Source organism: Nitrospira sp. (assembly GCA_005116745.1).
Lineage (GTDB): Bacteria > Nitrospirota > Nitrospiria > Nitrospirales > Nitrospiraceae > Nitrospira_D.
In genome coordinates this window covers 261,626-284,450 of the sequence record SWDS01000010.1, presented here as the reverse complement: position 1 = coordinate 284,450, position 22,825 = coordinate 261,626, and the positions used below count along the sequence as shown (strand labels likewise).

General features: G+C 54.4%; 26 protein-coding genes and 1 tRNA gene. 8 read left to right on the top strand and 19 right to left on the bottom strand.

Going from position 1 to position 22,825, the window contains the following annotated elements:
• Positions 1-40 precede the first annotated feature (40 nt).
• On the top strand, positions 41-1,240 hold the full coding sequence (gene lhgO, locus E8D52_16205; GenBank protein TKB65931.1) for an L-2-hydroxyglutarate oxidase: 1,200 nt from the start codon (positions 41-43) through the stop codon (positions 1,238-1,240).
• Positions 1,241-1,246: 6 nt separating this feature from the next.
• On the opposite strand, the gene E8D52_16200 is transcribed toward lhgO, so the two are convergent.
• The 10 genes from E8D52_16200 to pyrR form a co-directional block, all read right to left on the bottom strand.
• Positions 1,247-2,044 carry a hypothetical protein gene (locus tag E8D52_16200; protein TKB65930.1) on the bottom strand — a complete coding sequence of 266 codons (798 nt, stop codon included), beginning with the start codon at positions 2,042-2,044 and terminating at the stop codon, positions 1,247-1,249.
• A 1-nt stretch (position 2,045) separates the two neighbouring features.
• Positions 2,046-2,522: a transcription elongation factor GreA gene (gene greA, locus E8D52_16195; GenBank protein ID TKB65929.1), complete on the bottom strand. Its 477-nt coding sequence runs from the start codon at positions 2,520-2,522 to the stop codon at positions 2,046-2,048.
• Positions 2,523-2,544: 22 nt separating this feature from the next.
• A complete protein-coding gene (gene carB, locus E8D52_16190) occupies positions 2,545-5,796 on the bottom strand; it encodes a carbamoyl-phosphate synthase large subunit (GenBank protein TKB65928.1) in 3,252 nt (1,083 codons plus the stop codon).
• A gap of 17 nt (positions 5,797-5,813) precedes the next feature.
• Positions 5,814-6,776, bottom strand: coding sequence for a M48 family metallopeptidase (locus E8D52_16185; protein TKB65927.1), 963 nt, complete (start codon positions 6,774-6,776; stop codon positions 5,814-5,816).
• 81 nt (positions 6,777-6,857) lie between these two features.
• Positions 6,858-7,808, bottom strand: a complete 951-nt coding sequence (sppA, locus tag E8D52_16180; GenBank protein ID TKB65926.1) for a signal peptide peptidase SppA — start codon at positions 7,806-7,808, stop codon at positions 6,858-6,860.
• A complete protein-coding gene (gene carA / locus E8D52_16175) occupies positions 7,801-8,973 on the bottom strand; it encodes a glutamine-hydrolyzing carbamoyl-phosphate synthase small subunit (protein TKB65925.1) in 1,173 nt (390 codons plus the stop codon). The genes sppA and carA overlap by 8 nt, the downstream gene beginning before the upstream one ends.
• Positions 8,970-9,491 carry a DUF4149 domain-containing protein gene (locus E8D52_16170; GenBank protein ID TKB65924.1) on the bottom strand — a complete coding sequence of 174 codons (522 nt, stop codon included), beginning with the start codon at positions 9,489-9,491 and terminating at the stop codon, positions 8,970-8,972. Before E8D52_16170 ends, carA begins: the two co-directional genes overlap by 4 nt.
• 4 nt (positions 9,492-9,495) lie before the next feature.
• Positions 9,496-10,782: a dihydroorotase gene (locus E8D52_16165; protein ID TKB65923.1), complete on the bottom strand. Its 1,287-nt coding sequence runs from the start codon at positions 10,780-10,782 to the stop codon at positions 9,496-9,498.
• Positions 10,783-10,811: 29 nt separating this feature from the next.
• A complete protein-coding gene (locus tag E8D52_16160; GenBank protein ID TKB65922.1) occupies positions 10,812-11,735 on the bottom strand; it encodes an aspartate carbamoyltransferase catalytic subunit in 924 nt (307 codons plus the stop codon).
• Between the two features lie 13 nt (positions 11,736-11,748).
• Positions 11,749-12,315 carry a bifunctional pyr operon transcriptional regulator/uracil phosphoribosyltransferase PyrR gene (gene pyrR / locus E8D52_16155; protein TKB65921.1) on the bottom strand — a complete coding sequence of 189 codons (567 nt, stop codon included), beginning with the start codon at positions 12,313-12,315 and terminating at the stop codon, positions 11,749-11,751.
• Positions 12,316-12,638: 323 nt separating this feature from the next.
• Here pyrR and E8D52_16150 point away from each other — a divergent pair, with 323 nt between their 5' ends.
• Positions 12,639-13,526 carry an alpha/beta hydrolase gene (locus E8D52_16150; protein TKB65920.1) on the top strand — a complete coding sequence of 296 codons (888 nt, stop codon included), beginning with the start codon at positions 12,639-12,641 and terminating at the stop codon, positions 13,524-13,526.
• Positions 13,527-13,602: 76 nt separating this feature from the next.
• On the opposite strand, the gene E8D52_16145 is transcribed toward E8D52_16150, so the two are convergent.
• Complete coding sequence (locus E8D52_16145) at positions 13,603-14,193, bottom strand: YqgE/AlgH family protein (protein ID TKB65919.1); 591 nt, start codon at positions 14,191-14,193, stop codon at positions 13,603-13,605.
• Positions 14,194-14,422: 229 nt separating this feature from the next.
• Here E8D52_16145 and E8D52_16140 point away from each other — a divergent pair, with 229 nt between their 5' ends.
• Positions 14,423-15,022: a sel1 repeat family protein gene (locus E8D52_16140; protein TKB65918.1), complete on the top strand. Its 600-nt coding sequence runs from the start codon at positions 14,423-14,425 to the stop codon at positions 15,020-15,022.
• Between the two features lie 264 nt (positions 15,023-15,286).
• Positions 15,287-15,874 (top strand): sel1 repeat family protein, encoded by a 588-nt coding sequence (locus E8D52_16135; protein ID TKB65917.1) that lies wholly within the window; start codon positions 15,287-15,289, stop codon positions 15,872-15,874.
• A gap of 46 nt (positions 15,875-15,920) precedes the next feature.
• On the opposite strand, the gene E8D52_16130 is transcribed toward E8D52_16135, so the two are convergent.
• The 8 genes from E8D52_16130 to ald all read right to left on the bottom strand — a co-directional run bounded on the left by E8D52_16130 (position 15,921) and on the right by ald (position 21,157).
• Positions 15,921-16,319, bottom strand: a complete 399-nt coding sequence (locus tag E8D52_16130) for a cytochrome c (protein ID TKB65916.1) — start codon at positions 16,317-16,319, stop codon at positions 15,921-15,923.
• Positions 16,320-16,355: 36 nt separating this feature from the next.
• A complete protein-coding gene (queC, locus tag E8D52_16125) occupies positions 16,356-17,054 on the bottom strand; it encodes a 7-cyano-7-deazaguanine synthase QueC (GenBank protein ID TKB65915.1) in 699 nt (232 codons plus the stop codon).
• A gap of 48 nt (positions 17,055-17,102) precedes the next feature.
• Positions 17,103-17,666 carry a hypothetical protein gene (locus E8D52_16120; protein ID TKB65914.1) on the bottom strand — a complete coding sequence of 188 codons (564 nt, stop codon included), beginning with the start codon at positions 17,664-17,666 and terminating at the stop codon, positions 17,103-17,105.
• Positions 17,667-17,777: 111 nt separating this feature from the next.
• Positions 17,778-18,302, bottom strand: coding sequence for an adenine phosphoribosyltransferase (locus E8D52_16115; protein TKB65913.1), 525 nt, complete (start codon positions 18,300-18,302; stop codon positions 17,778-17,780).
• 5 nt (positions 18,303-18,307) lie between these two features.
• Positions 18,308-19,345 carry a sigma-70 family RNA polymerase sigma factor gene (locus tag E8D52_16110; GenBank protein TKB65912.1) on the bottom strand — a complete coding sequence of 346 codons (1,038 nt, stop codon included), beginning with the start codon at positions 19,343-19,345 and terminating at the stop codon, positions 18,308-18,310.
• Positions 19,275-19,571, bottom strand: a complete 297-nt coding sequence (locus E8D52_16105; protein TKB65911.1) for an acylphosphatase — start codon at positions 19,569-19,571, stop codon at positions 19,275-19,277. The genes E8D52_16110 and E8D52_16105 overlap by 71 nt, the downstream gene beginning before the upstream one ends.
• A 369-nt stretch (positions 19,572-19,940) precedes the next feature.
• Positions 19,941-20,017, bottom strand: a tRNA-Pro gene (locus E8D52_16100).
• Between the two features lie 36 nt (positions 20,018-20,053).
• Positions 20,054-21,157, bottom strand: coding sequence for an alanine dehydrogenase (gene ald, locus E8D52_16095; GenBank protein TKB65910.1), 1,104 nt, complete (start codon positions 21,155-21,157; stop codon positions 20,054-20,056).
• A gap of 174 nt (positions 21,158-21,331) precedes the next feature.
• On the opposite strand from ald, the gene E8D52_16090 reads away from it, so the two are divergent.
• Genes E8D52_16090 through E8D52_16075 form a run of 4 tightly spaced genes read left to right on the top strand, consistent with a single transcriptional unit; the run spans position 21,332 to position 22,823 of the window.
• Positions 21,332-21,715, top strand: a complete 384-nt coding sequence (locus E8D52_16090) for a hypothetical protein (protein ID TKB65909.1) — start codon at positions 21,332-21,334, stop codon at positions 21,713-21,715.
• A gap of 12 nt (positions 21,716-21,727) precedes the next feature.
• Entirely contained in the window at positions 21,728-22,081 is a 354-nt protein-coding gene (locus E8D52_16085) for a (2Fe-2S) ferredoxin domain-containing protein (protein ID TKB65908.1), read from the top strand.
• Positions 22,082-22,110: 29 nt separating this feature from the next.
• Positions 22,111-22,524 (top strand): hypothetical protein, encoded by a 414-nt coding sequence (locus tag E8D52_16080; GenBank protein ID TKB65907.1) that lies wholly within the window; start codon positions 22,111-22,113, stop codon positions 22,522-22,524.
• The gene (locus E8D52_16075; protein TKB65906.1) at positions 22,515-22,823 is read left to right on the top strand and encodes a hypothetical protein; all 309 of its coding nucleotides are present in this window, start codon (positions 22,515-22,517) and stop codon (positions 22,821-22,823) included. Before E8D52_16080 ends, E8D52_16075 begins: the two co-directional genes overlap by 10 nt.
• Positions 22,824-22,825 lie beyond the last annotated feature (2 nt).

Below are 22,825 nucleotides of genomic sequence, written 5' to 3'. Positions count from 1 at the left end.
GAGATGCGTCACCCAATCGCCAAGAGAGCCACGACACATTATGCAAACCTGTGATTTTCTCGTCATCGGAGGTGGAGTCATCGGCCTCAGCATCGCGCGTGAGCTTCGCAAACGCCAGGCAGATGCCCGCGTGCTGTTAATTGAAAAGGAACCTTCTTGCGGGGCCCATGCCAGTGGACGCAATAGCGGAGTCCTGCACGCGGGATTCTACTACTCACCCGACAGCCTGAAAGCGAAGTTTACTCGTCTTGGGAACGAACGACTGACCGCCTACTGCGAGGACAAACACATCCCCCTCAATAAATGCGGCAAGCTCGTCGTCGCGAAGGATGCGGCCGATTTGCCATCGCTGGATGAATTATTCCGTCGAGGACAAGTCAACGGCATTGAACTCCAGCCTCTCACGGAAGCAGAAGCCAAGTCCATTGAGCCACGAGTCAAGACCTACCAACGCGCCCTCTTTTCGCCACGTACCTCGACGGTAAGTCCGCTTCAAGTGGTCAACGCGATGCAGGAAGATGCACTCCGGGAGGGTATTCAAATTCAGTGCAACACAGCCTATCGACGACGAGACAACACAAGTGTGTACACCGACCGCGACAGCATTGAGGCCGGCTACGTCGTGAACGCCGCTGGCCTGTATGCCGACAAAATTGCGATGGACTATGGATTCTCAGAAAAGTATCGCATCCTGCCTTTTAAAGGCCTCTATCTCTATTCCGATGAACCAGCAGGTGCGATTCGTACCAATATTTATCCCGTTCCAGATCTCAGGAATCCGTTCCTGGGTGTCCACTTCACAATCACGGCCGACGGAAAAGCCAAGATCGGCCCAACAGCCATTCCAGCGTTGTGGCGAGAGAATTATGAGGGGTTCGGCAACTTCAATTTCGGTGAACTTGTTGAAGTTGCAAGTCGAGGAATCGGGTTACTGACCGGAGCTGGATTTGATTTCCGACGCTTAGCGATGGAGGAGGTTGCCAAATACTCGCGGGGCAAGATGGTGGCACTTGCCTCGGTACTCGCCGAAGGCGTGGCCGAGCGCAACTACCATACATGGGGGCGTCCAGGAATTCGAGCCCAGCTCCTCGATATCACGAAAAAAAAGCTTGAAATGGATTTCGTCCTGGAAGGCGACAACCGCTCCATGCACGTGCTCAACGCCGTGTCTCCCGCCTTTACCTGCTCGCTCCCCTTCGCCAGCCATGTGTGCGATCACATCGACAATGTGATCGGCTGAGACGACTTAGCACAGACGAACTTCTTCTCCCACACCAACTTGCAGACAGCGCGCCGCGCTATCTTCCTGCAAAAAGATTTCCAAATTCTCACTACTATTGATGAGCGCAGAGGGACTCTCTCGATTGCCCTGGCTGTAACTCCCAACCAAATCATTGATGACATAGGCTCCAACATAAATCTCGAGAGATTGCCCCCCGACTGCCCGAAACTCCCTCACCTGCCTCGCAGTGATATTAGAGATGAGATTCCCGAAGCGATCGACGGAGACAATCCTGCCGATCAGCACTTCTTCATGCCACACGGGGATCGCCACGGAACGGTGAATCGGATCCTGGACCACCGGCCCAAAAAATGCCGGTGGCACGCCTTTGCTCAACCATGCAGCAGCCGGCGCGAACACATCTCGCCCATCAAAGGTCGACCCTATCGTTTCAAGACGATAGTCCTGATTCACGATCTGCCATATCTTCGCCCCCTGCTCCTGCTCTAGGAGTTCACTGAACAACCCATTATCCGGTCCGACAAAAAATGAACCGGCCGCGGACACGAGCAATGCCCGTCGCTCGGTTCCGACTCCGGGATCGACCACAGCAACATGGATAGTTCCTGCTGGAAAATAGCGATAACAAGACTTGAGAAAGTACCCGGCTTCCTGAATCTGATGAGAGGCAATTTGATGAGAGAGATCGACGACGGCAGCGGTAGAATTGATCGACAGAATAACCCCTTTCATGCTTGCCACGAAGCAATCCCGCTCGCCAAAATCCGTCAGCAGCGTGATAAGGGGGCGTGCATCCTGCACGTCAGAGTTCCTCGAATTTGATCTCCATGACCTCGTATTCGACCATCTTGACAGGTGTCTTCACTTCCACGAAGTCTCCAACACGCTTTCCAATCAGCGCTCGCCCAACAGGGGACTGCACTGAGATCTTGTTGAATTTCATGTCGGCTTCGTCTTGTCCAACCAAGGTATACTGTCTCTTGGCTTGAGACTCCTGTTCAACAACCAAGACCGTCGCACCGAAGACGATCGTCTCGCTGATGCGTCCGGCGATCTCCACCACGCGGGCATCGGCCAGCTTGGTTTCGAGTTCAGCGATGCGCGATTCGATGAAGCCTTGGCGCTCTTTGGCGGCGTCATACTCGGCGTTCTCACTAAGATCGCCATGCGCTCTGGCTTCCGCGATGGCTTCGATGTTTTTGAGCCGCTCGACCTTGCGCAAACGATCCAATTCTACCTTTAACGCCTCGTAGCCTTTCTTCGTAATTGGTGTCGGCATGCTCTGGTCGCTCCTGAACAGGTTATGGCCGATGATACTCTTGCAATGTGCGAATTGCTAAGCCCTTTTTGACGATCGCTTCGATACCCATCACCGCAGCATGCGCGCCCCTCATCGTCGTGAAATACGGAATGCTGCGATGAAGGGCTTCCCGCCGGATGGCTAACGAGTCCAGATGCGCCGAGGCCGTTCGTACCGTATTCACGACGAGGGCGATCGAGCCATTCTTGATGTGATCGACGATGTGCGGCCTCCCCTCAGTCACCTTGTTCACAATTTCCACGGTAAGCCCATGTTCACGTAAATACCCCGCTGTCCCACTCGTTCCCTGAATACGCATCCCCAACTTGTTTAACGCCCTACCCACTTCCAACGCAGCGGGACGGTCGGAGGCTTTCACACTGATAAAGGCAGTTCCTGACGTCGGCAACACCGCCCCTGCCCCTGCTTGTGATTTTGCGAACGCCCATCCAAAATCTTCGTCGATACCCATCACTTCACCGGTCGATTTCATCTCCGGCCCCAGCAGCACATCGACCCCGGGAAATCGATTGAATGGAAACACCGCTTCTTTGACCGAAAAATGCTTGGGGAGAGGAGCGCTCGTAAATCCGAGTTCCTTGAGCGTTCTCCCCATCATCACTTTCATGGCCAACTTTGCGAGGGGTACGCCGATCGCCTTGCTGACGAATGGCACGGTCCGAGATCCGCGTGGATTGACCTCAAGGACAAAAATCGTCTGCCCTTTGACGGCAAACTGTGCATTCATGAGCCCGATAACCCCCAACTCCAGCGCTAACATGCACATCTGACGCTCAATCTCACGCACAATGGTCTTGTCGAGTGTATAGGGAGGAAGGGAGCAGGCCGAATCGCCTGAATGGACACCAGCTTCTTCGATATGCTCCATGATTCCTGCCACGACCACAGTTTCACCGTCCGAAATCGCATCGGCATCGACTTCGATGGCATCGGCCAGGTACTTGTCGATCAAGACCGGATGATTGGGCGACGCCTTGACGGCGGAATGCATGTACTCCAGCAAGCCGACTTCATCATAGACAATCTGCATCGACCGGCCACCCAACACATAGGATGGACGGACCATGACCGGATAGCTGATCCGTCCGGCGATTTGCACCGCTTCCTCAATGGATCGGGCGATTCCGCTTTCCGCCTGCCGTAACCCCAACCGATTGAGAAGTTCCCGGAACCGCTCTCGATCTTCCGCCAAATCGATCGCATCAGGACTAGTCCCGAGAATCTTCACACCGGCGTTCGAGAGCGAAAGCGCGAGTTTCAACGGCGTCTGCCCCCCAAACTGCAAGACCACTCCAAGCGGCTGCTCACGATGCACAATATTGAGCACATCTTCGTGCGTCAGTGGCTCAAAGTACAGTCGATCGGAGGTATCGTAATCCGTGCTGACGGTTTCCGGGTTGCAGTTGACCATAATCGTATCGACCGCTTCCTCTCGAAGCGCCATGGCCGCATGAACACAGCAGTAGTCAAACTCAATCCCCTGCCCGATTCGATTCGGGCCTCCGCCAAGAATCACGACCTTTTGTCGGTTTGATGGCCGGGCTTCACACTCCCTGCCGTAGGTGGAATAGAGATACGGTGTCTGCGACTCGAACTCAGCAGCACAGGTATCAACTCGTTTATAGGTGACTCCGCGTGCCCCTTGTTGTGTCCGTGCGATCTGAACTGCACCCGGCTCGCATCCGAGCAATTGTGCGATCCGATCATCCGAAAATCCGAGTTCTTTCGCCTCCCAGAGCAACTCACTACCCAACACGGTCGCTGGGTTGGCAGCATGACCAGCAAGCATGTGTTCGAAGTCCACCAGTTGTCTCACTTGGTCTAAAAACCAGGGATCTATCTTGGTCGTGGCAAACAGTTCCTCGTCCGTGAATCCCAGGCGCATGGCATCGGCCACATACCACAGTCGTTCAGCTACTGGTGTCCGCAGCACCCGGTTGAGCTTCTCGATCGCTTCTGACCGGTTAAACTCGGCTGAAATACCTCGATCAAGCCCAAACCGGGACGCCAACCCATTGAGGTTTAACTCCAGGGAGCGAATGGCTTTTTGGAGAGACTCCTTGAAGGTACGTCCGATCGCCATCACCTCCCCGACCGATTTCATCTGCGTCGTCAAGGTCGGATCGGCCCCCTTGAACTTCTGAAAAGCAAATCTCGGAATCTTAACAACTACGTAATCGATCGCCGGTTCAAAGGAAGCCCTCGTGACACCGGTAATGTCATTGGAGATCTCATCCAGCGTGTAGCCGATAGCGAGCTTGGCCGCGATCTTGGCGATCGGGAACCCGGTGGCCTTTGAGGCCAACGCTGAGCTTCGAGAGACCCGAGGATTCATTTCGATGACAACCATCTCCCCGTTGGCAGGGTTGATACCGAACTGAATGTTTGATCCTCCCGTATCAACCCCGATCTCTCGGATGATACGCAGTGCTGCGTTCCGCATCCGTTGGTATTCTTTATCGCTCAACGTCATGGCTGGCGCGACCGTGATGCTGTCTCCTGTATGCACGCCCATCGGATCGAAATTTTCGATAGGGCAGATGATCACAACATTGTCTTTCAGGTCGCGCATGACCTCCAATTCATATTCTTTCCATCCAATGACCGACTCTTCGATCAACACCTGACTGACCGGACTCATGGCCAACGCCCAATCGATCAGCCGCTCGAATTCCTCACGATTGTACGCGATGTTTCCGCCGGTCCCCCCCATGGTAAAGGACGGCCGAATGATCGCGGGGAAGCCGACCGTCTCCAGAATGGCCAGCGCTTCCTGTCGCGTATGCGCCGTGCCGCTCGTCGGCACTCGCAGGCCGATTCGATGCATCGCCTGTTTGAAGGCATCCCGATCCTCCGCTTTATGAATCGCTTCCGCCGACGCGCCGATGAGCGCGACTTTGTATTTCTCGAGAACCCCTCGCTTCACCAATCCCATGGTGGTGTTCAGCGCCGTTTGTCCGCCCATGGTCGGAAGCAAGGCATCCGGGCGCTCTCGCTCGATTACCTTCTCAACCACATCTAAGGTAATCGGTTCGACATATGTCCGATCAGCCATCTCTGGATCCGTCATGATCGTCGCCGGATTGCTGTTGATGAGAATGACTTTGTACCCCTCCGCTTTGAGGGCTTTGCAGGCCTGTGTGCCGGAATAATCAAATTCACAGGCTTGGCCGATGACGATCGGACCGGAACCGATCATGAGGATTGACTGAATGTCCGTACGTTTTGGCATGGTGTTGTGATGGTCGATCAGCTGGACGGAAGCGCGGGACCAATCCGTGGGTGATACGGGACCGGCGGTACAGAGGGAGCATCGCCCTGCGCCGCATGATAATACCTCATGGCCTCCGGCAGCCACGTTTCAATCTGGTTGATACGCGCCAGATCGGAGGGGTGTGTGGACAAAAACTCCGGGACATTATGTTTCGACCGAAAACAGACCTTATCGATCATCTGCCTGGGACACCCGCTCATGCGCTCCCAAAATGGCACGGCCTCTCGAGGGTCATAGCCAGCCTGCGCCATTAACTTCAGTCCGATATAGTCGGCCTCCGATTCCTGTTTTCTTCCAAACGGCAGCGAAACCCCAACTCCATAGGCACTCATCGCCGCCATCGCCGCATCCGGACGACCGACTGCGGCTCCGGCTGCCAACGCACCGACTTGGCCGATCGTTTCAAGGATACTTCGGCTATACCGCTCTGCCCCATGGCGTTGAAGCGCATGCGCCACCTCATGCCCAATCACGGTTGCTAACCCGTTTTCGTTCTTCGTCAACTTTAGAATGCCCGTGAACACGGCAACCTTGCCACCCGGAAGCGCGAAGGCGTTGATCATGCGGTCGTCCCGAATAATGGCGAACTCCCACTCATACTCTGGTTTATTGGCCACCGCGGCAATTCGCTGACCAACCCGGTTGACCATCTCAGTTAACTCAGGATCGTTACTGATTGGAGCCTGTCGCAGTAATTCGCGATAGCCGCTGATGCCCATCGCCATTTCTTTTTCCTCAGAGATATAGATGAATTGATCTCGTGCCGTTCCTGGCGCGCGGACACATCCCCCCAGAGTTGCAAGCACACCAGCCGTTGTTCCAAGACACGAAAGGCACGTCACTCCCCATATTCCGCGAGCCCAATGGCGAAGCAACGCACGACGCTCGATGGGCGTTGAAAACAGGAGGTCGATCTGCTGATCTGCCGACTCTGTCATCTCGAATCTCACGATCAAGGCCGCTTCGCATCATCTTATCAGTCTCGATACTCTCAGTCATGCGATTGGCGCCTTCTCTCCCTATGGCATCCACATATACATGAACTGGGGAGTTCCCCCACGGACAACTGTCAGGAGATCGAGATCGGCAAGACTAGCAAGCCCACTCGGCGCCAACAGTTTGGAATAGACGTTGTTCGAATATTCTCCAGGCCGTTGGTACGTCACGACTCGAGCTTCCGTCAGACCAGCTTTCTTCTTGGCTAATTCGACTGCGTCCTCGAGATAGCCGATCCCATCGACCAAACCAGCCTCCTTCGCTTGCTCTCCGGTATAGATTCGTCCATCAGCTAACCGTTTGATCTGCTCCATCTGTAAATTAGAGCGGCCTTCCTGCACGACATTCAAAAACCGCTGATAAAACGAATCGATCAGCCCTTGAAAGATGGCGCGCTCTTCAGTCGTCATGGTCCGAAACGGCGAACCCATATCTTTGCGAGGCCCCGACGTCACAGCCGTAGCCTCCACGCCCACCTTCTCCAACAGCCCTCGCGCATTCATGGTGAGCATGATCACGCCGATACTGCCGGTCACGGATGAAGGATGCGCCAGTACCGTGTCCGCGGCGGCGGCGATATAGTAGCCCCCTGAAGTCCCTAGATCCATAATAGATGCCACAATGGGGACCTTGCGACTGGCTTTGAACGTTTTCAGCTCGTGATAAATAATATCCGACGCCGTCACTGTTCCCCCAGGCGTGTTGATACGAAGCACAACGGCTTTGATGTTCTCATCCTTAGCCGCCCGGGTCAGCTGTTCCTTCACGCTTGCAATCATGCTGGGTGCGGACCGGAGTCCATCTTTTTCCTGAGAGCTGATCATCCCGGAAATTTCGATCAGCAGCACTTTTGCTTTACCGGTCCCCTCGACCTGCGCCTCTTGCAGAGGCCCCGGGCCTGGAAACAGTGGGAAATTAAACGTGCATCCAGACAGCACCAGTCCGATGACCCCAATGAGAACACGGTTATGCATGATGAGTCTCCATAAGACGCACGAATTCATCGAACAAATAGGCAGCATCATGAGGTCCCGGTGCCGCTTCCGGGTGGTATTGGACCGAGAAGACCGGGTGATCGAGACAGGCCATCCCCTCAATCGAGTAGTCGTTCAAACTGACATGGGTGAGCGACAGGTTGCCATAGCGGGTATCGACCACTGGTGGGAACTTCGGTACTTCACGGAATGATGTAGGACCCTGCACGGCAAAATTATGGTTCTGCGACGTGATTTCGACTTTTCTCGTCCGCAGATCCATCACAGGATGATTCGCCCCATGGTGACCGAACTTCAGCTTATAGGTCTTGAGGCCAAAGGCCAAGCAGAGAATCTGATGGCCCAAGCAAATGCCAAAGATCGGATAGCGGCCGATCAGTTTCTCCATTGTCTTCACGGCATAGGGAAGGCCTTCCGGATCGCCAGGTCCATTTGAAAGGAAAATGCCGTCTGGCTGTAGAGCCGAGACTTCCTCTGCTGATGTCGCAGCTGGCACTACCGTCACCTGACAGCCGACATCCACCAATCGTCTCAGAATGTTGTGTTTAATACCGAAATCATAGGCTACAACTCGCCAAGGCCTGGACGGTCCACGTTCCTTACCGTGTGCCAACGGTGCCCAATCTCCGGTTCCCATTGTCCAGTCATAGGAACGTGCGCAGGTGACCTCAGCAGCCAAATCTCGACCGATAATAGCGGGAGCCTGCCTGGCTCGTTGCACAGCTCGATCGGGGTCGAGATCAAGATGCGTGATGACTCCCTGCTGTGACCCATGCTCGCGTAAGTGCCTTGTTAAGGCTCTCGTATCGATGCCCTCGATCGCAACCACCTTTGCTTCCGCAAGTGATTCCTGAAGGGTCTGTCGACTTCGCCAGTTACTGGCGAGACGGCTGGCTTCCATGACCACGAACCCCTCTGCCCATGACCGACCGGATTCTACATCTTCAGGTGTGACACCATAGTTTCCGATATGGGGACAGGTCATCGTGATGATCTGTCCTTTATAGGATGGATCGGTCAGAACCTCTTGATAACCGGTCATCGCCGTATTAAAGACGACCTCTCCAACCGTTTCGCCCTCGTAGCCAAGAGCGCGGCCTTCGAACACCGTTCCGTCTGCTAGTGCCAGTAATGCTTTTTTCACGACTGCTTTCTATTCAGATCAAGTGAACCGTTCACCTTGATCACGACAAGCACGATGCCCAAGACCAGATTCATCATATACAACGACCGAGTCGGCATAAGCACACGAAACAGCGCCTCTAACGCCGCTTTCTTGGCTGTCTCATCTTTTGTTGCGAATGCCTGGGCTTGAAGCGCCACGGCATTGGGGTGCAATACCATCATGATGAGCCCGGCTATGAGCACCATGCTGGCCAGGACGATCACCTCACCCCGACCGACCGCCACGATTGGATTCCCACTCCACCAACGATACCACACCGCAGCGCTGAGGATCACACAAGCTCCGATGACGAAACGATGGTACCCGTCGAATGCTCGGGTCAACAACATGCCCCCAGAATCCTGTCCTCCGAATGTATTGAACACCGCCGGGATCACCGCTCCGCTCAGTACGATCATGCCTCCAACCCAGACAGCCAGCGCGACCCACTCAAGAGCAAGACACCCGACCATCCCCCAGTGGGGCAACCGTCGCACAGCACTACCGCTCCACCGGACCGTCCTCGAACACTATCTTGCCCCCTACAATGGTTGTCATCACTCGCCCTTTCACCTTCCACCCCACAAACGGCGTATTGCGGCTCTTGGATCGAAACTTGGACGGGTCAACTTCCCACAGTTCTTGCGGATCGATGAGGACGACATCGGCATCGGCACCGACCGTCAACGTCCCTTTCTTGAGTCCGAATGCCGCAGCCGGAGCCGAGGTCAGTTTCTGAATCGCTTGTTCCAGCGACAGCACCCCTTCCTCTACTAACCCCAACGTCAGCGGAAGCGCCGTCTCAAGTCCCACGATTCCGAATGGGGCCTCGGTGAAATCCTGCTGTTTCTCCTGCGTCGCATGGGGGGCATGATCGGTCGCAATCACATCGATCGTGTCATCCCGCAAGCCCTCCTTGATCGCCTGGACATCGGCCCAGGTACGCAGAGGGGGATTCATCTTGGCGTGGGTGTTATAGCCGCGCACTAGTTCTTCCGTCAGCGTAAAATGATGAGGACAGGCTTCGGCCGTCACGCGGATACCCCGAGCTTTCGCCTCCCGCACCATGCGAACAGACCCGGCGGTGCTGATATGGGCAAGATGCAAACGAGCTCCTGTCAGCTCCGAAAGTGAGAGATTCCGCGCCACCATCACATCTTCAGCTGCTGACGGGATCCCCGGCAACCCAAGCTCGGTTGAGATCAACCCCTCATTCATACAGCCGCCTTCTGCCAGATGCAGATCCTCGCAATGGTCGACGACTGTCAGATCAAAGGCCACGGCATATTCCATCGCTCGCCGCATCACCAGGCTGTTCATGACCGGCTTACCATCATCAGAAATCGCCACGCAACCAGACCGCCGTAAATCACCGATCTCCGCAAGTTCCTTCCCTTCCGAGCCTTTCGTGATGGCCCCGATCGGCAACACATTGGCGAGGCCGGCCAGCCGGGATCGCTCTAGGATAAACTCCGTGACGGCTTGATTGTCATTCACCGGGTTCGTGTTTGGCATGCAACACACCGTTGTAAATCCGCCCGCAACCGCCGCAGCACTGCCACTCTGAATCGTTTCTTTGTACTCGAATCCCGGTTCCCGAAAGTGGACGTGGACATCAACGAACCCCGGTACCACCAACTTCCCCGTAGCGTGAATGGTCCGGACGCCGACCGGGGCTGAAAGATTCGACCCTAGCGCGACAATCTGACCGTTCTCGATCAGCACATCGGCGATGCCGTCAAACTTACCTGGATCAATGACCCGACCATCCTTAATCAATATCGACACGCAACGCTCCTCTCTCATGAATCATCAGATTAGGAATTTGCCCCGGACATGAGGTACAGAACTCCCATGCGCACGGCGACGCCATTGGCCACCTGATCGAGAATCACCGAGGACAAACTATCGGCGACATCTGGCGCAATTTCCACTCCTCGGTTAATCGGTCCCGGATGCATCACGATCGCGCCGGCGTCGGCCAGTCGCATTCGCTCAGCAGTCAAGCCATAGAGCCTTGAGTATTCCCGGATCGTCGGAAACTGCGCACGTCCCTGCCGCTCCAACTGCAGCCTAAGCATCATAATCACATGTACGTCGCGCAAACCTTCATCCATGTTGTAGTAAACTTTCGGGCCTAGTTTCTCCACCCGACTCGGCATCATCGTTGGCGGTCCCACCAGACGCACCTCGGCGCCCAGCTTGATGAGCGCATAGATATTCGATCGAGCCACACGGCTATGCGACACATCTCCCACGATCGCCACGCGCAGCCCATTGAAATTCATGCCTCGTTGCCGGATCGTGTAGAGATCGAGTAATGCCTGCGTCGGGTGCTCATGCCATCCATCGCCTGCGTTAATGACGGATGACTTGACGCCATGCGCCAGGGTTTCGGCGGCGCCGGCCGAGGAGTGGCGGAGGACGATGATGTCCGCCTGCATGGCTTCGATGTTGCGGGCGGTATCGAGCAATGTTTCTCCCTTCACCACACTGCTAGAGGAGGGAGAAAAGTTAATCACGTCGGCGCTGAGACGCTTGGCCGCCAATTCGAAGGACGTACGCGTTCTGGTGCTCGGCTCAAAGAAAAGATTCACGACGGTCTTGCCTCGGAGAGCCGGCACTTTTTTGATTTCGCGCCCAGTCACTTCCTTGAAAGAATCTGCGGTCTCCAGGACAAGCATGATCTCGTCCACAGACAACGAAGCGAGGCTCAGCAGATCTTTGCGCTTGAGGCTCATGGGATCCTCCGATTCAGGATTGTAAGATGACCACCCGGTCATCTTCCCCAGCTTCATCCAACAGCACCTGAACCTGCTCCTCTCGGGAGGTCGGTAGATTTTTCCCGATATAATTCGCTTTAATCGGCAGCTGTCGATGCCCACGATCGACCAATACCGCCAGCTGGATTTCCTCTGGACGTCCCAAGTCCATCAGCCCATCCATCGCCGCCCGTATCGTTCTTCCAGTGAACAAGACATCATCGACAAGCACGACGACTTTATGCGTCATGTCGAATGGTACGGACGTTTTTCTCAGAATCGGTTGATTCTTTCGTAAGGCCAGATCGTCACGATATAAGGTAATATCCAATTCGCCGATGGGAACCTGTACACCCTCGATGCTTTGGATACGTTTCACAAGCCGATGGGCGAGATGCACACCACCGGTTCGTATTCCCACCAGTGCCAGATCCTTCCCCCCTTTATTCCGCTCCAAAATCTCGTGCGCGATGCGCATCATGGCGCGAGAGATATCCCCCGCATCCATGATCAATTTTTCATTTTTTCGATCTGTCGGTTTATTCGTAGAAGTCGTCATGGGCAAGATGATTATGCGATCCAGGTTCTTGTCGAATCCTGATATAAAAAAACCTCCCCACTGCCTATCAGTGAGAAGGTTGATGTGAAACCGGCCGTGGCCGGACAGAAATTCATGATTGGCTCCTTGCCCACCTCACTGGATGGGCATTAAAGGTTTTGTCATCCTACTGGAACCTCCAAACCCTGTCAACTTCTTGAAGAGGACACAAAGCAGTTAAGGAGTTACTATACGAACTACGACGTGCAGGAGTCCTTCGCGATCAACCCATGCTATGAACAGTTGACTTCTGCCGTAGCGAGAACGATGTGAGGCCATATCCGATGAATGACGTGAAAGACCGATGCTCCAGAATCCTGCTCCTTGCCCACCTGCTTCTGATGTCTGCCTGTACCCAAGCGGCATTCACAGCCGCCAACCTTCCCACCCACTTGGTCGAGATGGCTGTTGAGCATGATCGGGCGTATGGCTCAGAGCTATTACAGAAACTCGACGTCTACATTCCCGCCAACACTATGGAGAAACAACTCGACGTGCTTGTCTTTTTTTATGGTGGACGCTGGACCTATGGGGCCAAGGAAGATTATCGGTTTATCGCTGCGACATTCGTAAAGGAGGGCTTTATTGTCGTCATTCCCGATTACAGAAAGTATCCCCAAGTGCGTTTTCCAGTATTCGTCGAAGACGGGGCGAGGGCTCTGGCATGGGTTTCTGATCACATCGTCGAGTGGCACGGCAATCCAGCTCGAATCCATGTGGTAGGGCATTCCGCCGGAGCTCATATCGGCGCGTTGCTCGCCGCTGATCCCCACTACCTTGCCGACGTGGGAAAAGACCGCTCACTGACCGTTCACGATTTCGCCGGCCTCGCCGGCCCCTACGCCTTTACTCCTGACGAACCTGATCTGGAAGACATATTCGGCCCACCGCAGAATTATCCAAACATGCAGGTCACCACGTTCATCGACGGCACACAACCGCCGATGCTGCTGCTCTACGGCAACAAAGACACAGCCGTGAAACTTGCCAATCTTGAAAGGCTGGAGCAGCGTATCAAGCAACGAGGCGGCTGCGTACGATCACGCATCTATCCGAATGCCGATCACACCGATCTTATCGAAGCCCTGTCATGGTGGAACCGACAGAGAGTCCCCGTCGTGGAAGACATCACAACGTTCTTCGGAGCATGTCGTGCAGCAGGAGTCGAGTGATTGAATCGAACGGGGCTAGGTCGCTTAAGACGACCTCACCTTTCCAACAGGCGCACAGAGAAACCGGTCTACCCGTCTATCGCACAATGGAAATAGTTCTGGGGGCCTGAAGACGGCTGATGCTGTCCGGCCAGAGTGTGGCCGGGTCTATGTCGAATATATTGAACGCATTTGACGGCAAAACGCCCCATGCCCCTTCGAGCATTTCATGTTCGAGCTGCCCCGGTGCCCATCCGGCGAATCCGGAAAATGCGCGGAAGGTCTCGGTCGGTTTAGGCTGAGTCATGATGCGTTCCAGGACGCGAGGCGTGCCCACGTAGATTCCATCGACAATCTGACGTGTATCAGGCAAGAGCTGCGTGAGTCTGAACAACAGGATCAGCTGCGTTTGCTCGACTGGCCCTCCGGCAAACAACCGGTGAGTAGTACGCTTCAGCGCAGTAAAATCCGGCAAGACTTCGGATACCAGCACATTCGTAGCGCGGTTCAGAATGAGCCCAACCGTCCCGCCTCGTCCGTGTTCGATAATGAGCAGGACGGCTTGATGGAAGTTGGGATCACTCAGCGAGGGACTCGCGACCAAGAGTATGCCCTTTTCGAGCGACCCAGGCGAAAACTCTTGTTGAGCCTGAGCCGATAACGTGGACACAAGGAACAAGGTTCCCATAAGGAGGGTGCTTCTCGTAATGTTCCGCACCACAACAAGAGCCAAGATTTCACCTTGATGCCAAGGCTAACAAATATCTTTTCTCTTCAGTGAAAGCAATAGGGCGTGGCAGAAGAAGCTCGTGATGGTACGCTTGGTATGGTAGCTTTCTAGAGAGCGAGATGTGCTAGAGTAGTTCCTGCATTGGCTGCTGCTCAGATAGGCAGCAGCCAATGCAGGGACGTTTCGAATGAGAGGGATTATGAAGACCTGCCTGCGATATCTCATAATGATGACCGCTCTTTGCACCCTGTCGGGATGCATCGATCCACCGAAATCCCCCTACGTCGACGTGCGGGACACAACGTCACGGATCGATGAGTTGCAGTCAGCCGCAGAACAAGGGAGCGCCGAGGATCAGTACAACCTGGGCTTGCGATATGAGAACGCCTTACCGAAAGACCATAGGGAAGCCGTTCGATGGTACCGCATGGCGGCCACCCAGCGACATATCGGTGCCTTCTATCGGCTCTGTGTGCTGTCGGACATCGGTCGTGGGATGCCGCAGGACTATCAGGAAGCTCTACGGTGGTGCCACCTTGCCGCGGACCAGGGGCATGGACCAGCGATGTTCCTAATCGCCACCTATCATGAAAAGGCACGGGGTGTTCCCAAGGATGTCATCCGAGCCTACCAGTGGTACAACTTGGCGGCGGCTAACGGGCAGGAGAATGGAGCGAAGTGGCGAGATCGTCTGGCCACGAATATGACGCCGACCCAAATCGAACAGGCACAATTTCTTGCACGGAATTGGAAGCCCAAAGCCCATAATTCACTTCAAGAACAGTAGCCCATGGGTTTCTTCAGCTTGCTCTTTGTCATCTGCGACCACCAACTGAGATACACTCCTTGAAGTCGGCTTATCCTGCTCGCCACTCATACCGTAGGCTACACGAACGCCTTTGGAGAACGTGATTACCTTCAGGGCTCTCCATCAGTCTACCCCTTACCAGCGATTGGCCCCCTTGAAGTTGCGCCCTCCCACTGCGTAGGATATCGAGCTGTAGTTCGCTAACTGGCCAGCAGACATTAATCACGTTCACAATCATTCAGAATGGCTCACCGGCTACCCTACCAGTATGTGACTCTCGTAGGACTTCTTTTGGTATCCTTTCTCACATCAAGCTGCACCACTCCCCCTTCTAGTCCACCACAACTACTCATTGGCGAACCAGCCGTGAGCGAAGTCCTCAAACATGCTCAGACCGGCGATCCCAATGCTCAAAATCAATTGGGCATACACTATAGCGAAGGGCATGGTCTTCCACAAAACTACCTCGAGGCCAAGGATTGGTTTAAAAAGGCCGCCGATCAAGGACACGCAGGTGCTCAAGTCAATCTTGGAACACTCTATTCACTTGGACAGGGAGCCCCGTACAGTGATCACATGGCGTTGTTCTGGTTTCAGAAAGCAGCCGAACAGCAACATGCGCTCGCATTTGCCAAGCTCGGAATGATGTATGAACGCGGGCGGGGCGTGCCTCAGAGTCTTGTTGAAGCGCACATGTGGTACAGCCTTTCAGCAGCCTATGGTGAGAAGCGAGCTGTTGAATCACGCGACACTATCGCCACACGAATGACTCGCAGCCAGATTACCGAATCCGAAGAACGGGCCAAGAAATGGACACCCACCCGACAGTAATCACGTCAGATTGTTCTAGATGATGAGAGACAATGAGGTAGGACGGTCAAAAAATGCCAGTTTGCTTCTGAAGCCAGCGGATGTACTTTACAATGTGGTCCACATCACCAGGTTTGACGGCATCGATCTTCGGCATGTCGCCAAACTGCCAATGATGCGCCTTTACTCCATTAGCCGCCGCTCGTTGAAACGCTTCATCGCCGTGATGATTCGGTTCATAGACCTTGTGAAGAAACGACGGGCCTTGAGTCGTTCCGACTCCGCCGATCCCATGGCAGAGTGAACAGTTGGCGTTGAACTTCTGCTCTCCTTCCCGCAATTCCACCGGTGCAGAGGCCACGGTAGCCGTTCCCTTTGGTTCCACCTCATGTTGGCTACACCCCGATGTGGCACCAAGAATCACGACAACAAGACTCGCACACAGTATTAGTGATGATGATTGCATAGATCTTGATCTGCTTATTCGAGTCGAACTATTGGCTCAACATACCGCATACTGAATCGGATCTACAACTCCCGCCTCCGCAAATCCCCGTTTCCGAATCAGACAGCTGTCACATTGCCCACAGGCAATCGCCCCGATTGGGTCATAACAACTATGCGTAAGATGAAAGGGAACGTTCAGAGTCAGGCCCAGCCTGATAATTTCCACCTTCGACATCCGAAGCAGTGGCGCTCGAATCTCAATGCCCTTGCCCTGGATTCCTGCTTTTGTTCCCGTTTGAAGTGCTGCCTCCACGGCTTGGATGAACTCCAGACGGCAGTCTGGATAACCAGAATAGTCAATGACATTGGCGCCGAAGTAGATGATCGAGGCTCCCAGCGCTTCCGCGTGAGCCGCAGCCAAAGATAGAAAAATCAGGTTTCGGCCTGGGACGTAGGTCACAGGCACATCCCGGCTCCGTTCAGATTCAGTCCGAAGCTTCGGCACCGACAGATTGCCGGTCAGGGCCGATCCACCAATCGTCCCTAAATCGACGTTGATCACCACATGCTGGTGAGCTTCTAGAGCCGTCGCCACCTGTCTCGACCGCTCAACCTCCACCGCGTGACGTTGTTGGTATGCAATGGTCAGTAGGTACAACGCATACCCATCGCGTCGTGCAATGGCTGCCGTGACAGTGGAGTCCAATCCGCCACTAGCAAGAACGACCGCTCGCTCTGAAATCTGCCCATTCATGAGGGGAAAGGAAAGGATGCAGGGTGAAGGGAGAGGGAATGTTGTAAGCTAGTCGCGATCCTCTTCGCGTTCGATTTTCTCCAGCAATTCCACGCGCGATTGGCACTCCACACAGAGCTTGGCAAAGGGGACCACCTGGAGACGCTTTTCGCTAATCTCAATCCCACATTCGGCACACATCCCGTACGTCCCGTCATGTAACCGAGTGAGAGCTTCATCGATCGACTGGCGACGGCGATTACGCATCTCCATCAACGAAATCCCAAGTTCACGCTCAAGATCCATTAAGGCTTGGTCGCCGACATCACGCGCTGATTCCAGGCGCCGCTGCTGATCTTCAGTCAGCGACTGCCCCAAACTCTCTTCGATCTCTCTAATAATCTCTTGGCGTTTGCTAATGAGCATTTTATGAAGCACATCCTGACGCTGTTCCCGTGCTTCCCGCTCCTTCGCCGTTTCCTTAGGCCGCACCGGCACCGTTATCTCAACCTCGGACGTCACCTTAGGCACCGCAGCTGCCTCCGTGGTCGCTGACTGAGATTTCTTGATGACAGCATCCACTGATTTCGTCTTTGCCTCACCCTTCTTCTTTGCCTGTATTTTTGTTGCCATAAAGAGAGTCCGCTCCAGAAATAAGGTACGTAGTTGGAGGGTCAGAAAATTCCGGCTTGTATACCACGCCCTGTGCCCCTTGGGCAAGTGGCTCAGAAGGATACCTAACCATTATGGATAGGTAATGGTTGAATGAACCTCGTACCCAGCGAGTTTGTCGCGTCCCCTCAAACTCTTCAGTTCAACCAGAAAATCCAGTCCGACAATCGTCCCACCAAGTTGACGAACAAGCTGGACCGTCGCTTCTGCCGTTCCTCCGGTCGCCAACAAGTCGTCGACGATCAGCACAGGCTCTCCGATTTGGATCGCGTCACGGTGCACGGCAAGACTGTTCTGTCCATACTCAAGACTATATTTGATTTCATAACAATCAGCCGGAAGTTTTCCAGGCTTACGAACTGGAACAAATCCAGCTCCGAGACGGGCGGCAAGAATCCCGCCAAAAATAAACCCCCGCGACTCAATCCCGACAACTTTGGTGATCTCTCGATCCTGATACCGAGTCGTCAATTGGTCGGCAAGACTCCGAAGCGCAGCAGGATTTTTTAAGAGTGTGGTGATGTCATAAAAGAGAATACCGGGCTTCGGAAAGTCCGGCACTTCGCGAATGAGTGCCTGATAGTTGACGGTGGTCACTGGATTTAGAGCAAGTCTGCCTGTGTCATGGCTTTTCTGCCGATCGTGTTGCGAAGCCGAACTAACGCCGCCATTTCGATCTGTCGGACGCGCTCACGAGTCAGCCCCATGGTACGACCGATTTCTTCGAGCGTCTTCGCCTCGTCACCGTCGAGTCCGAACCTTGACACAATAACAGTTTGCTCTTTCTCAGGCAACTCCTTTACCCACGCCATCAGTTCCGTCCTCCGCCGAACCCCATCGGCGGTCTCATCAGGTAAGAGCCCAACGGGATCCTCGATCACATCGCGCAGAAAAGTATCAGTGTGGTCATTCAGCGGACTATCGAGTGAGCAGGTCGTACGCACCAACTGCTTCAGGTCCAATACCTCTTCTTCCGATGTCTTCATCTTGGCAGCCACTTCGGCCGCCCTCGGCTCCCGCCCGAGAGTTTGCACCAACTGCTCGACACGACTCAGATAACGATTGAGACGCTCCACCACGTGCACAGGCAGACGCACCAGCTTACCTTGATTAATGATCGCCCGCTCGATGTATTGCCGGATCCACCAAGACGCGTAGGTGCTAAACCTGAAGCCCCGCTTATAATTGAATTTCTCGACTGCTTTGATCAGTCCTAAATTGCCTTCCTCCACGATGTCGGAAAACGGAAACCCTCGGTGCATGTAGCGCTTCCCGATGCTGATGACAAGCCGCAGATTCGATTCGATCATCTCTTGCCGGGCTTGCTCATCGCCAGCCATCACTCGCTTGCCGAGCTGCTGTTCTTGCTTGAAGGTGAGCAGTGTCGATCGACGAACCTCCCGCAAGTAGCTCTTCAGCGTGTCAAGACCTTCTGATCGACCTGTTTCTCGCTCGCCCTGATCAGATGCGGTCACAGGTTCTGAGGTGTCCATATCATCGGCAGTGTGCCGTCGAGCTTCGCTCAACTCGGACTCCTCGTCTTCCTGTCGACTCATGACTCCTCGTTCCTTACTGCCAAATGTCGAAGTGTGAATACCGGCCGGTTGCGACGCTCCATTCCACCGCAATCGTCCTGACATGCGCAGCTGGAGGACCGACTTTCAATTCTCGCAGAAGGTCTTCAATCACCAGTTTCCCACCCTCGACCTCCAGCTCAACCCGGCCGTCAACAAGATTGCGGACGCCCCCCAACAGATTCAGCCTGGTGGCGATACGTGCCGCGAATGCACGAAACCCTACTCCCTGCACACGACCGACCACGAGAACGTGTACTCGAACGGGTGGTTCATCGCCCGATTGAGGCATCTGGCTCTACCATACTCATGACTCGTCAACTACCCTGCGCGGCGTTACCCAGCGGATACTCTCACACCTCTTCAGATGCGTCACGCGTTTTACATTTCCACGCTAGAAACTGAGCCCACGATCTAGATTTTGTAAATGCTCGGCACGAGCAATGTATGACATACCTGAATGTAGAGACCGCTCGCAGAACATGCAGTTTGCCATGAAAGAAAAACACCGTTGGGTTTCATCCTCTCACTGTCAATCACGATATAGAGTTATCGGGAGGACCTAGCCGAGCGAGGTGAAAACAGACAAGGATTACTGGAGGCCTGTATCCTGTCGCCCTTGACTTGGAAAGAGTAGACTTCTGATGGAGGAAGCTTGGTTTGGTCGGGGCGAGAGGATTTGAACCTCCGACCCCTGCGTCCCGAACGCAGTGCGCTACCGGGCTGCGCTACGCCCCGACAAGACCAAGTAGACAAACCGAACGTCTGATTGTCTTACAAGACGGGGGTAAAAGGCAACCCATGAGCTTCAGCCACACCTCGATGAACAATTTTTCCATTTTTAAGGTTAACCCCCTTCGCCAACCCCGGATCAGCGTGAATCGCTCGATCCACACCGTCAGACGCGAGCCGCAGCAGATACGGCAACGTCGCATTGGTCAGAGCGTAGGTGGATGTGCGAGGAACGATTCCTGGCATATTAGCAACACAATAATGTACGACGCCATCAACGACATAGACAGGCGCCGAGTGAGTCGTCGGCTTTGTGGTCTCAACACAGCCCCCCTGATCGACAGAAACATCCACGATCACCGACCCAGGCTTCATCCGTGAGACCAGCGAACGGGACACCAGCGTGGGTGCCTTGGCTCCGGGGACCAGTACAGCGCCGATAACAAGATCTGCTGAGCACACAGCCTCCTCAATGGTCGTAGAACTCGCAGCGCGCGTGATAATCCGGCCCTGGTACTGATCATCGAGACGCCGCAACCGTTCAACATCCAAATTGATCACCGTCACCTGGGCTCCCATCCCGACCGCAATACGAATCGCCGAGCTTCCAACGATCCCGGCTCCAAGTACGACGACCTTGCCCGGTTCCACTCCCGGAACTCCCCCCAACAGCACACCTCGACCTCCGTTGATTTTCTCCAGATATTGAGCACCAATCTGCACCGACATTCGTCCGGCGATTTCACTCATCGGCTTGAGCATCGGAAGACTGCCATCTTTCGACTCGGTCGTTTCATACGCAATAGCCGTGACCTTACCACTCAGAAGTTCCTTGGTCACATCCACGAGTGAGGCAAGATGTAAATACGTGAACAGGACCTGGCCTGGACGAAACAGATGGCACTCAGCAAGCAACGGCTCTTTCACCTTCGCAATCAAATCAGCTCTCTTGAAGACCTCCTCTTTCGAACCGGCAACCGAGGCCCCAGCCTTACGATACTCATCATCGCTAAATCCACTGCCCTGCCCGGCAGACGATTCAAGCCAGACCTCATGCCCACTTTGCCGAAGGGTCGCTGCACCCTCCGGCGTCAGACTGACACGATACTCATGATCTTTGATTTCCTTCGGAACACCGATGACCATAAAAGGTCCCCCCTTCCGGCTATGAGCACTGCAAGCCTCATTGTGTCATTATACATGGATCCACAACGTGATCGGGTTGATCGCCACACCATCTGCGGTGCTGCCCGTGGACAGTCTGGAAAAGCGTGTTGTAAGATGCACCCTTCTTCGATGTGGTTTAGTATGGAGGTGAAGATGGACTCCTGGAGCGAATCCTGTCAGGCCTGCGGAGCCGGCAACGGTCCACTGACAAAGCTTTCCCTGGGAAAAGACTTTTTCGGCCGCCCTTACGATCGCCTGTCTCCGCTATCAGATCAAAGTCCAAAATGGTATTGCACCCCGTGTTCGATACACAAAAACTTACAACGTGACTTCCGTGACATCTGTACTGAATTCGATAAGTTACGTGCTGAGCACGTATCGGAACTCGCCAAGGGCGACGAGTTCCGACGAGCATCATTGCGGTTACATGAGATCTCGACTATCCTGAACACAACCCAGCACCCATCTCCATTCTTAAGGGGCGACGATGTGACGCTCCTGATGGAACGGCTCAATACCCTGACGATGCCCGTCTAGCGACCTAACCCAATGCCATCATTTCAACGACATATCTTCATCTGTACGAATCAGCGTCCAAAAGACGATCCACGCGGCTGCTGCGCGAACTTGGGTTCGGAAAAACTTCATGCGCACTTCAAGAGTGAAACGAAGCGGTTAAATCTCAAAGGGGTTGTCCGAGCAAACAAAGCCGGTTGCCTCGATCATTGTGACCTCGGGCCAAGTGTCGTAGTCTATCCTGAAGGCGTGTGGTACTGGGTCGGTACGGAGGACGATGTCACCGAGATCATGGAGCGGCACGTGCTGAACGGTGAAATCGTCACTCGATTGCTCATGCCTGACCATCCGGTTCCAGAACAGCTGGTACCGCTCAAAAAACTGTAAGGCTTCCTGTTCGATACCACTATACATCCATGCCAACCGAAGACAAATGGAAGGCCAACATGGAAAAGGTGGCCTTCACCAAACAGTTTCCTGGACTCACGCTGGACTGGAACGTCTGCGAACGCAAAACGATTGAAGCCGTGGTTCCTTTGACCGGGAAACCGAGTGCCTCGGTCATCGTGTTTACCGATGGGTCGTTTACGATCGCTTCTCTCCCGGCGCCGGAACCGTGGGAGTTGGGCCAAGCCCTGGTGGATGCCAGGAAACATCTGGAACCCAAACACGGACAAGCCTATGAGGACTATGACCGTGTGGTGAAGAAGGATAAGGAAGCGCTTCGCTCGGCTCGGCTGGAAAAGATCATCGGTGCGATTCAGAATAATCTCGAACAGATTCCTGAGCTCAAAGATCGGCTCAAAGAACTCGTCAAGGAATGGAAATGAGCAGCTTGCCGAAAAGAAATATGTTCGAGATCTTCTCTCAAGGCCTCTTTGAAGGAGTCAAGCCCATGTTAGTCATTCGTGATCACCTCGTCCGCCACCCTGACCGCTGCACGCACCAGGCCGTCTGTGTGCCGATTTGCCCGACCAGCGCCTGGCTCTCAACACCACCTTACAAATTTGATCCTTCGCGCTGTCTTGAAAGCTGCCGGCTCTGCCTCGACGCTTGCCCCTCACAGGCAATCTACGCCGTTTTCAAGAAGGGCGACAAGCTCTTGGAACCGCAGAAAAAAATAGGGTAGGA

What these genes read in the sequence shown, in the direction of transcription:
- E8D52_16145 (TKB65919.1), bottom strand. Translation starts at nt 14,193, where the DNA reads ATGGGAACCTTGTTCCTTGTGTCCACGTTATCGGCTCAGGCTCAACAA.
- E8D52_16085 (TKB65908.1), top strand. Translation starts at nt 21,728, where the DNA reads ATGCCATCATTTCAACGACATATCTTCATCTGTACGAATCAGCGTCCA.
- E8D52_16110 (TKB65912.1), bottom strand. Translation starts at nt 19,345, where the DNA reads ATGTCAGGACGATTGCGGTGGAATGGAGCGTCGCAACCGGCCGGTATT.
- pyrR (TKB65921.1), bottom strand. Translation starts at nt 12,315, where the DNA reads ATGACGACTTCTACGAATAAACCGACAGATCGAAAAAATGAAAAATTG.
- E8D52_16150 (TKB65920.1), top strand. Translation starts at nt 12,639, where the DNA reads ATGAATGACGTGAAAGACCGATGCTCCAGAATCCTGCTCCTTGCCCAC.
- carB (TKB65928.1), bottom strand. Translation starts at nt 5,796, where the DNA reads ATGCCAAAACGTACGGACATTCAGTCAATCCTCATGATCGGTTCCGGT.
- queC (TKB65915.1), bottom strand. Translation starts at nt 17,054, where the DNA reads ATGAATGGGCAGATTTCAGAGCGAGCGGTCGTTCTTGCTAGTGGCGGA.
- E8D52_16160 (TKB65922.1), bottom strand. Translation starts at nt 11,735, where the DNA reads ATGAGCCTCAAGCGCAAAGATCTGCTGAGCCTCGCTTCGTTGTCTGTG.
- ald (TKB65910.1), bottom strand. Translation starts at nt 21,157, where the DNA reads ATGGTCATCGGTGTTCCGAAGGAAATCAAAGATCATGAGTATCGTGTC.
- E8D52_16090 (TKB65909.1), top strand. Translation starts at nt 21,332, where the DNA reads ATGGACTCCTGGAGCGAATCCTGTCAGGCCTGCGGAGCCGGCAACGGT.
- E8D52_16075 (TKB65906.1), top strand. Translation starts at nt 22,515, where the DNA reads ATGGAAATGAGCAGCTTGCCGAAAAGAAATATGTTCGAGATCTTCTCT.
- E8D52_16135 (TKB65917.1), top strand. Translation starts at nt 15,287, where the DNA reads ATGGCTCACCGGCTACCCTACCAGTATGTGACTCTCGTAGGACTTCTT.
- E8D52_16185 (TKB65927.1), bottom strand. Translation starts at nt 6,776, where the DNA reads ATGACAGAGTCGGCAGATCAGCAGATCGACCTCCTGTTTTCAACGCCC.
- sppA (TKB65926.1), bottom strand. Translation starts at nt 7,808, where the DNA reads ATGCATAACCGTGTTCTCATTGGGGTCATCGGACTGGTGCTGTCTGGA.
- E8D52_16130 (TKB65916.1), bottom strand. Translation starts at nt 16,319, where the DNA reads ATGCAATCATCATCACTAATACTGTGTGCGAGTCTTGTTGTCGTGATT.
- E8D52_16080 (TKB65907.1), top strand. Translation starts at nt 22,111, where the DNA reads ATGCCAACCGAAGACAAATGGAAGGCCAACATGGAAAAGGTGGCCTTC.
- E8D52_16105 (TKB65911.1), bottom strand. Translation starts at nt 19,571, where the DNA reads ATGCCTCAATCGGGCGATGAACCACCCGTTCGAGTACACGTTCTCGTG.
- E8D52_16120 (TKB65914.1), bottom strand. Translation starts at nt 17,666, where the DNA reads ATGGCAACAAAAATACAGGCAAAGAAGAAGGGTGAGGCAAAGACGAAA.
- E8D52_16140 (TKB65918.1), top strand. Translation starts at nt 14,423, where the DNA reads ATGAGAGGGATTATGAAGACCTGCCTGCGATATCTCATAATGATGACC.
- greA (TKB65929.1), bottom strand. Translation starts at nt 2,522, where the DNA reads ATGCCGACACCAATTACGAAGAAAGGCTACGAGGCGTTAAAGGTAGAA.
- lhgO (TKB65931.1), top strand. Translation starts at nt 41, where the DNA reads ATGCAAACCTGTGATTTTCTCGTCATCGGAGGTGGAGTCATCGGCCTC.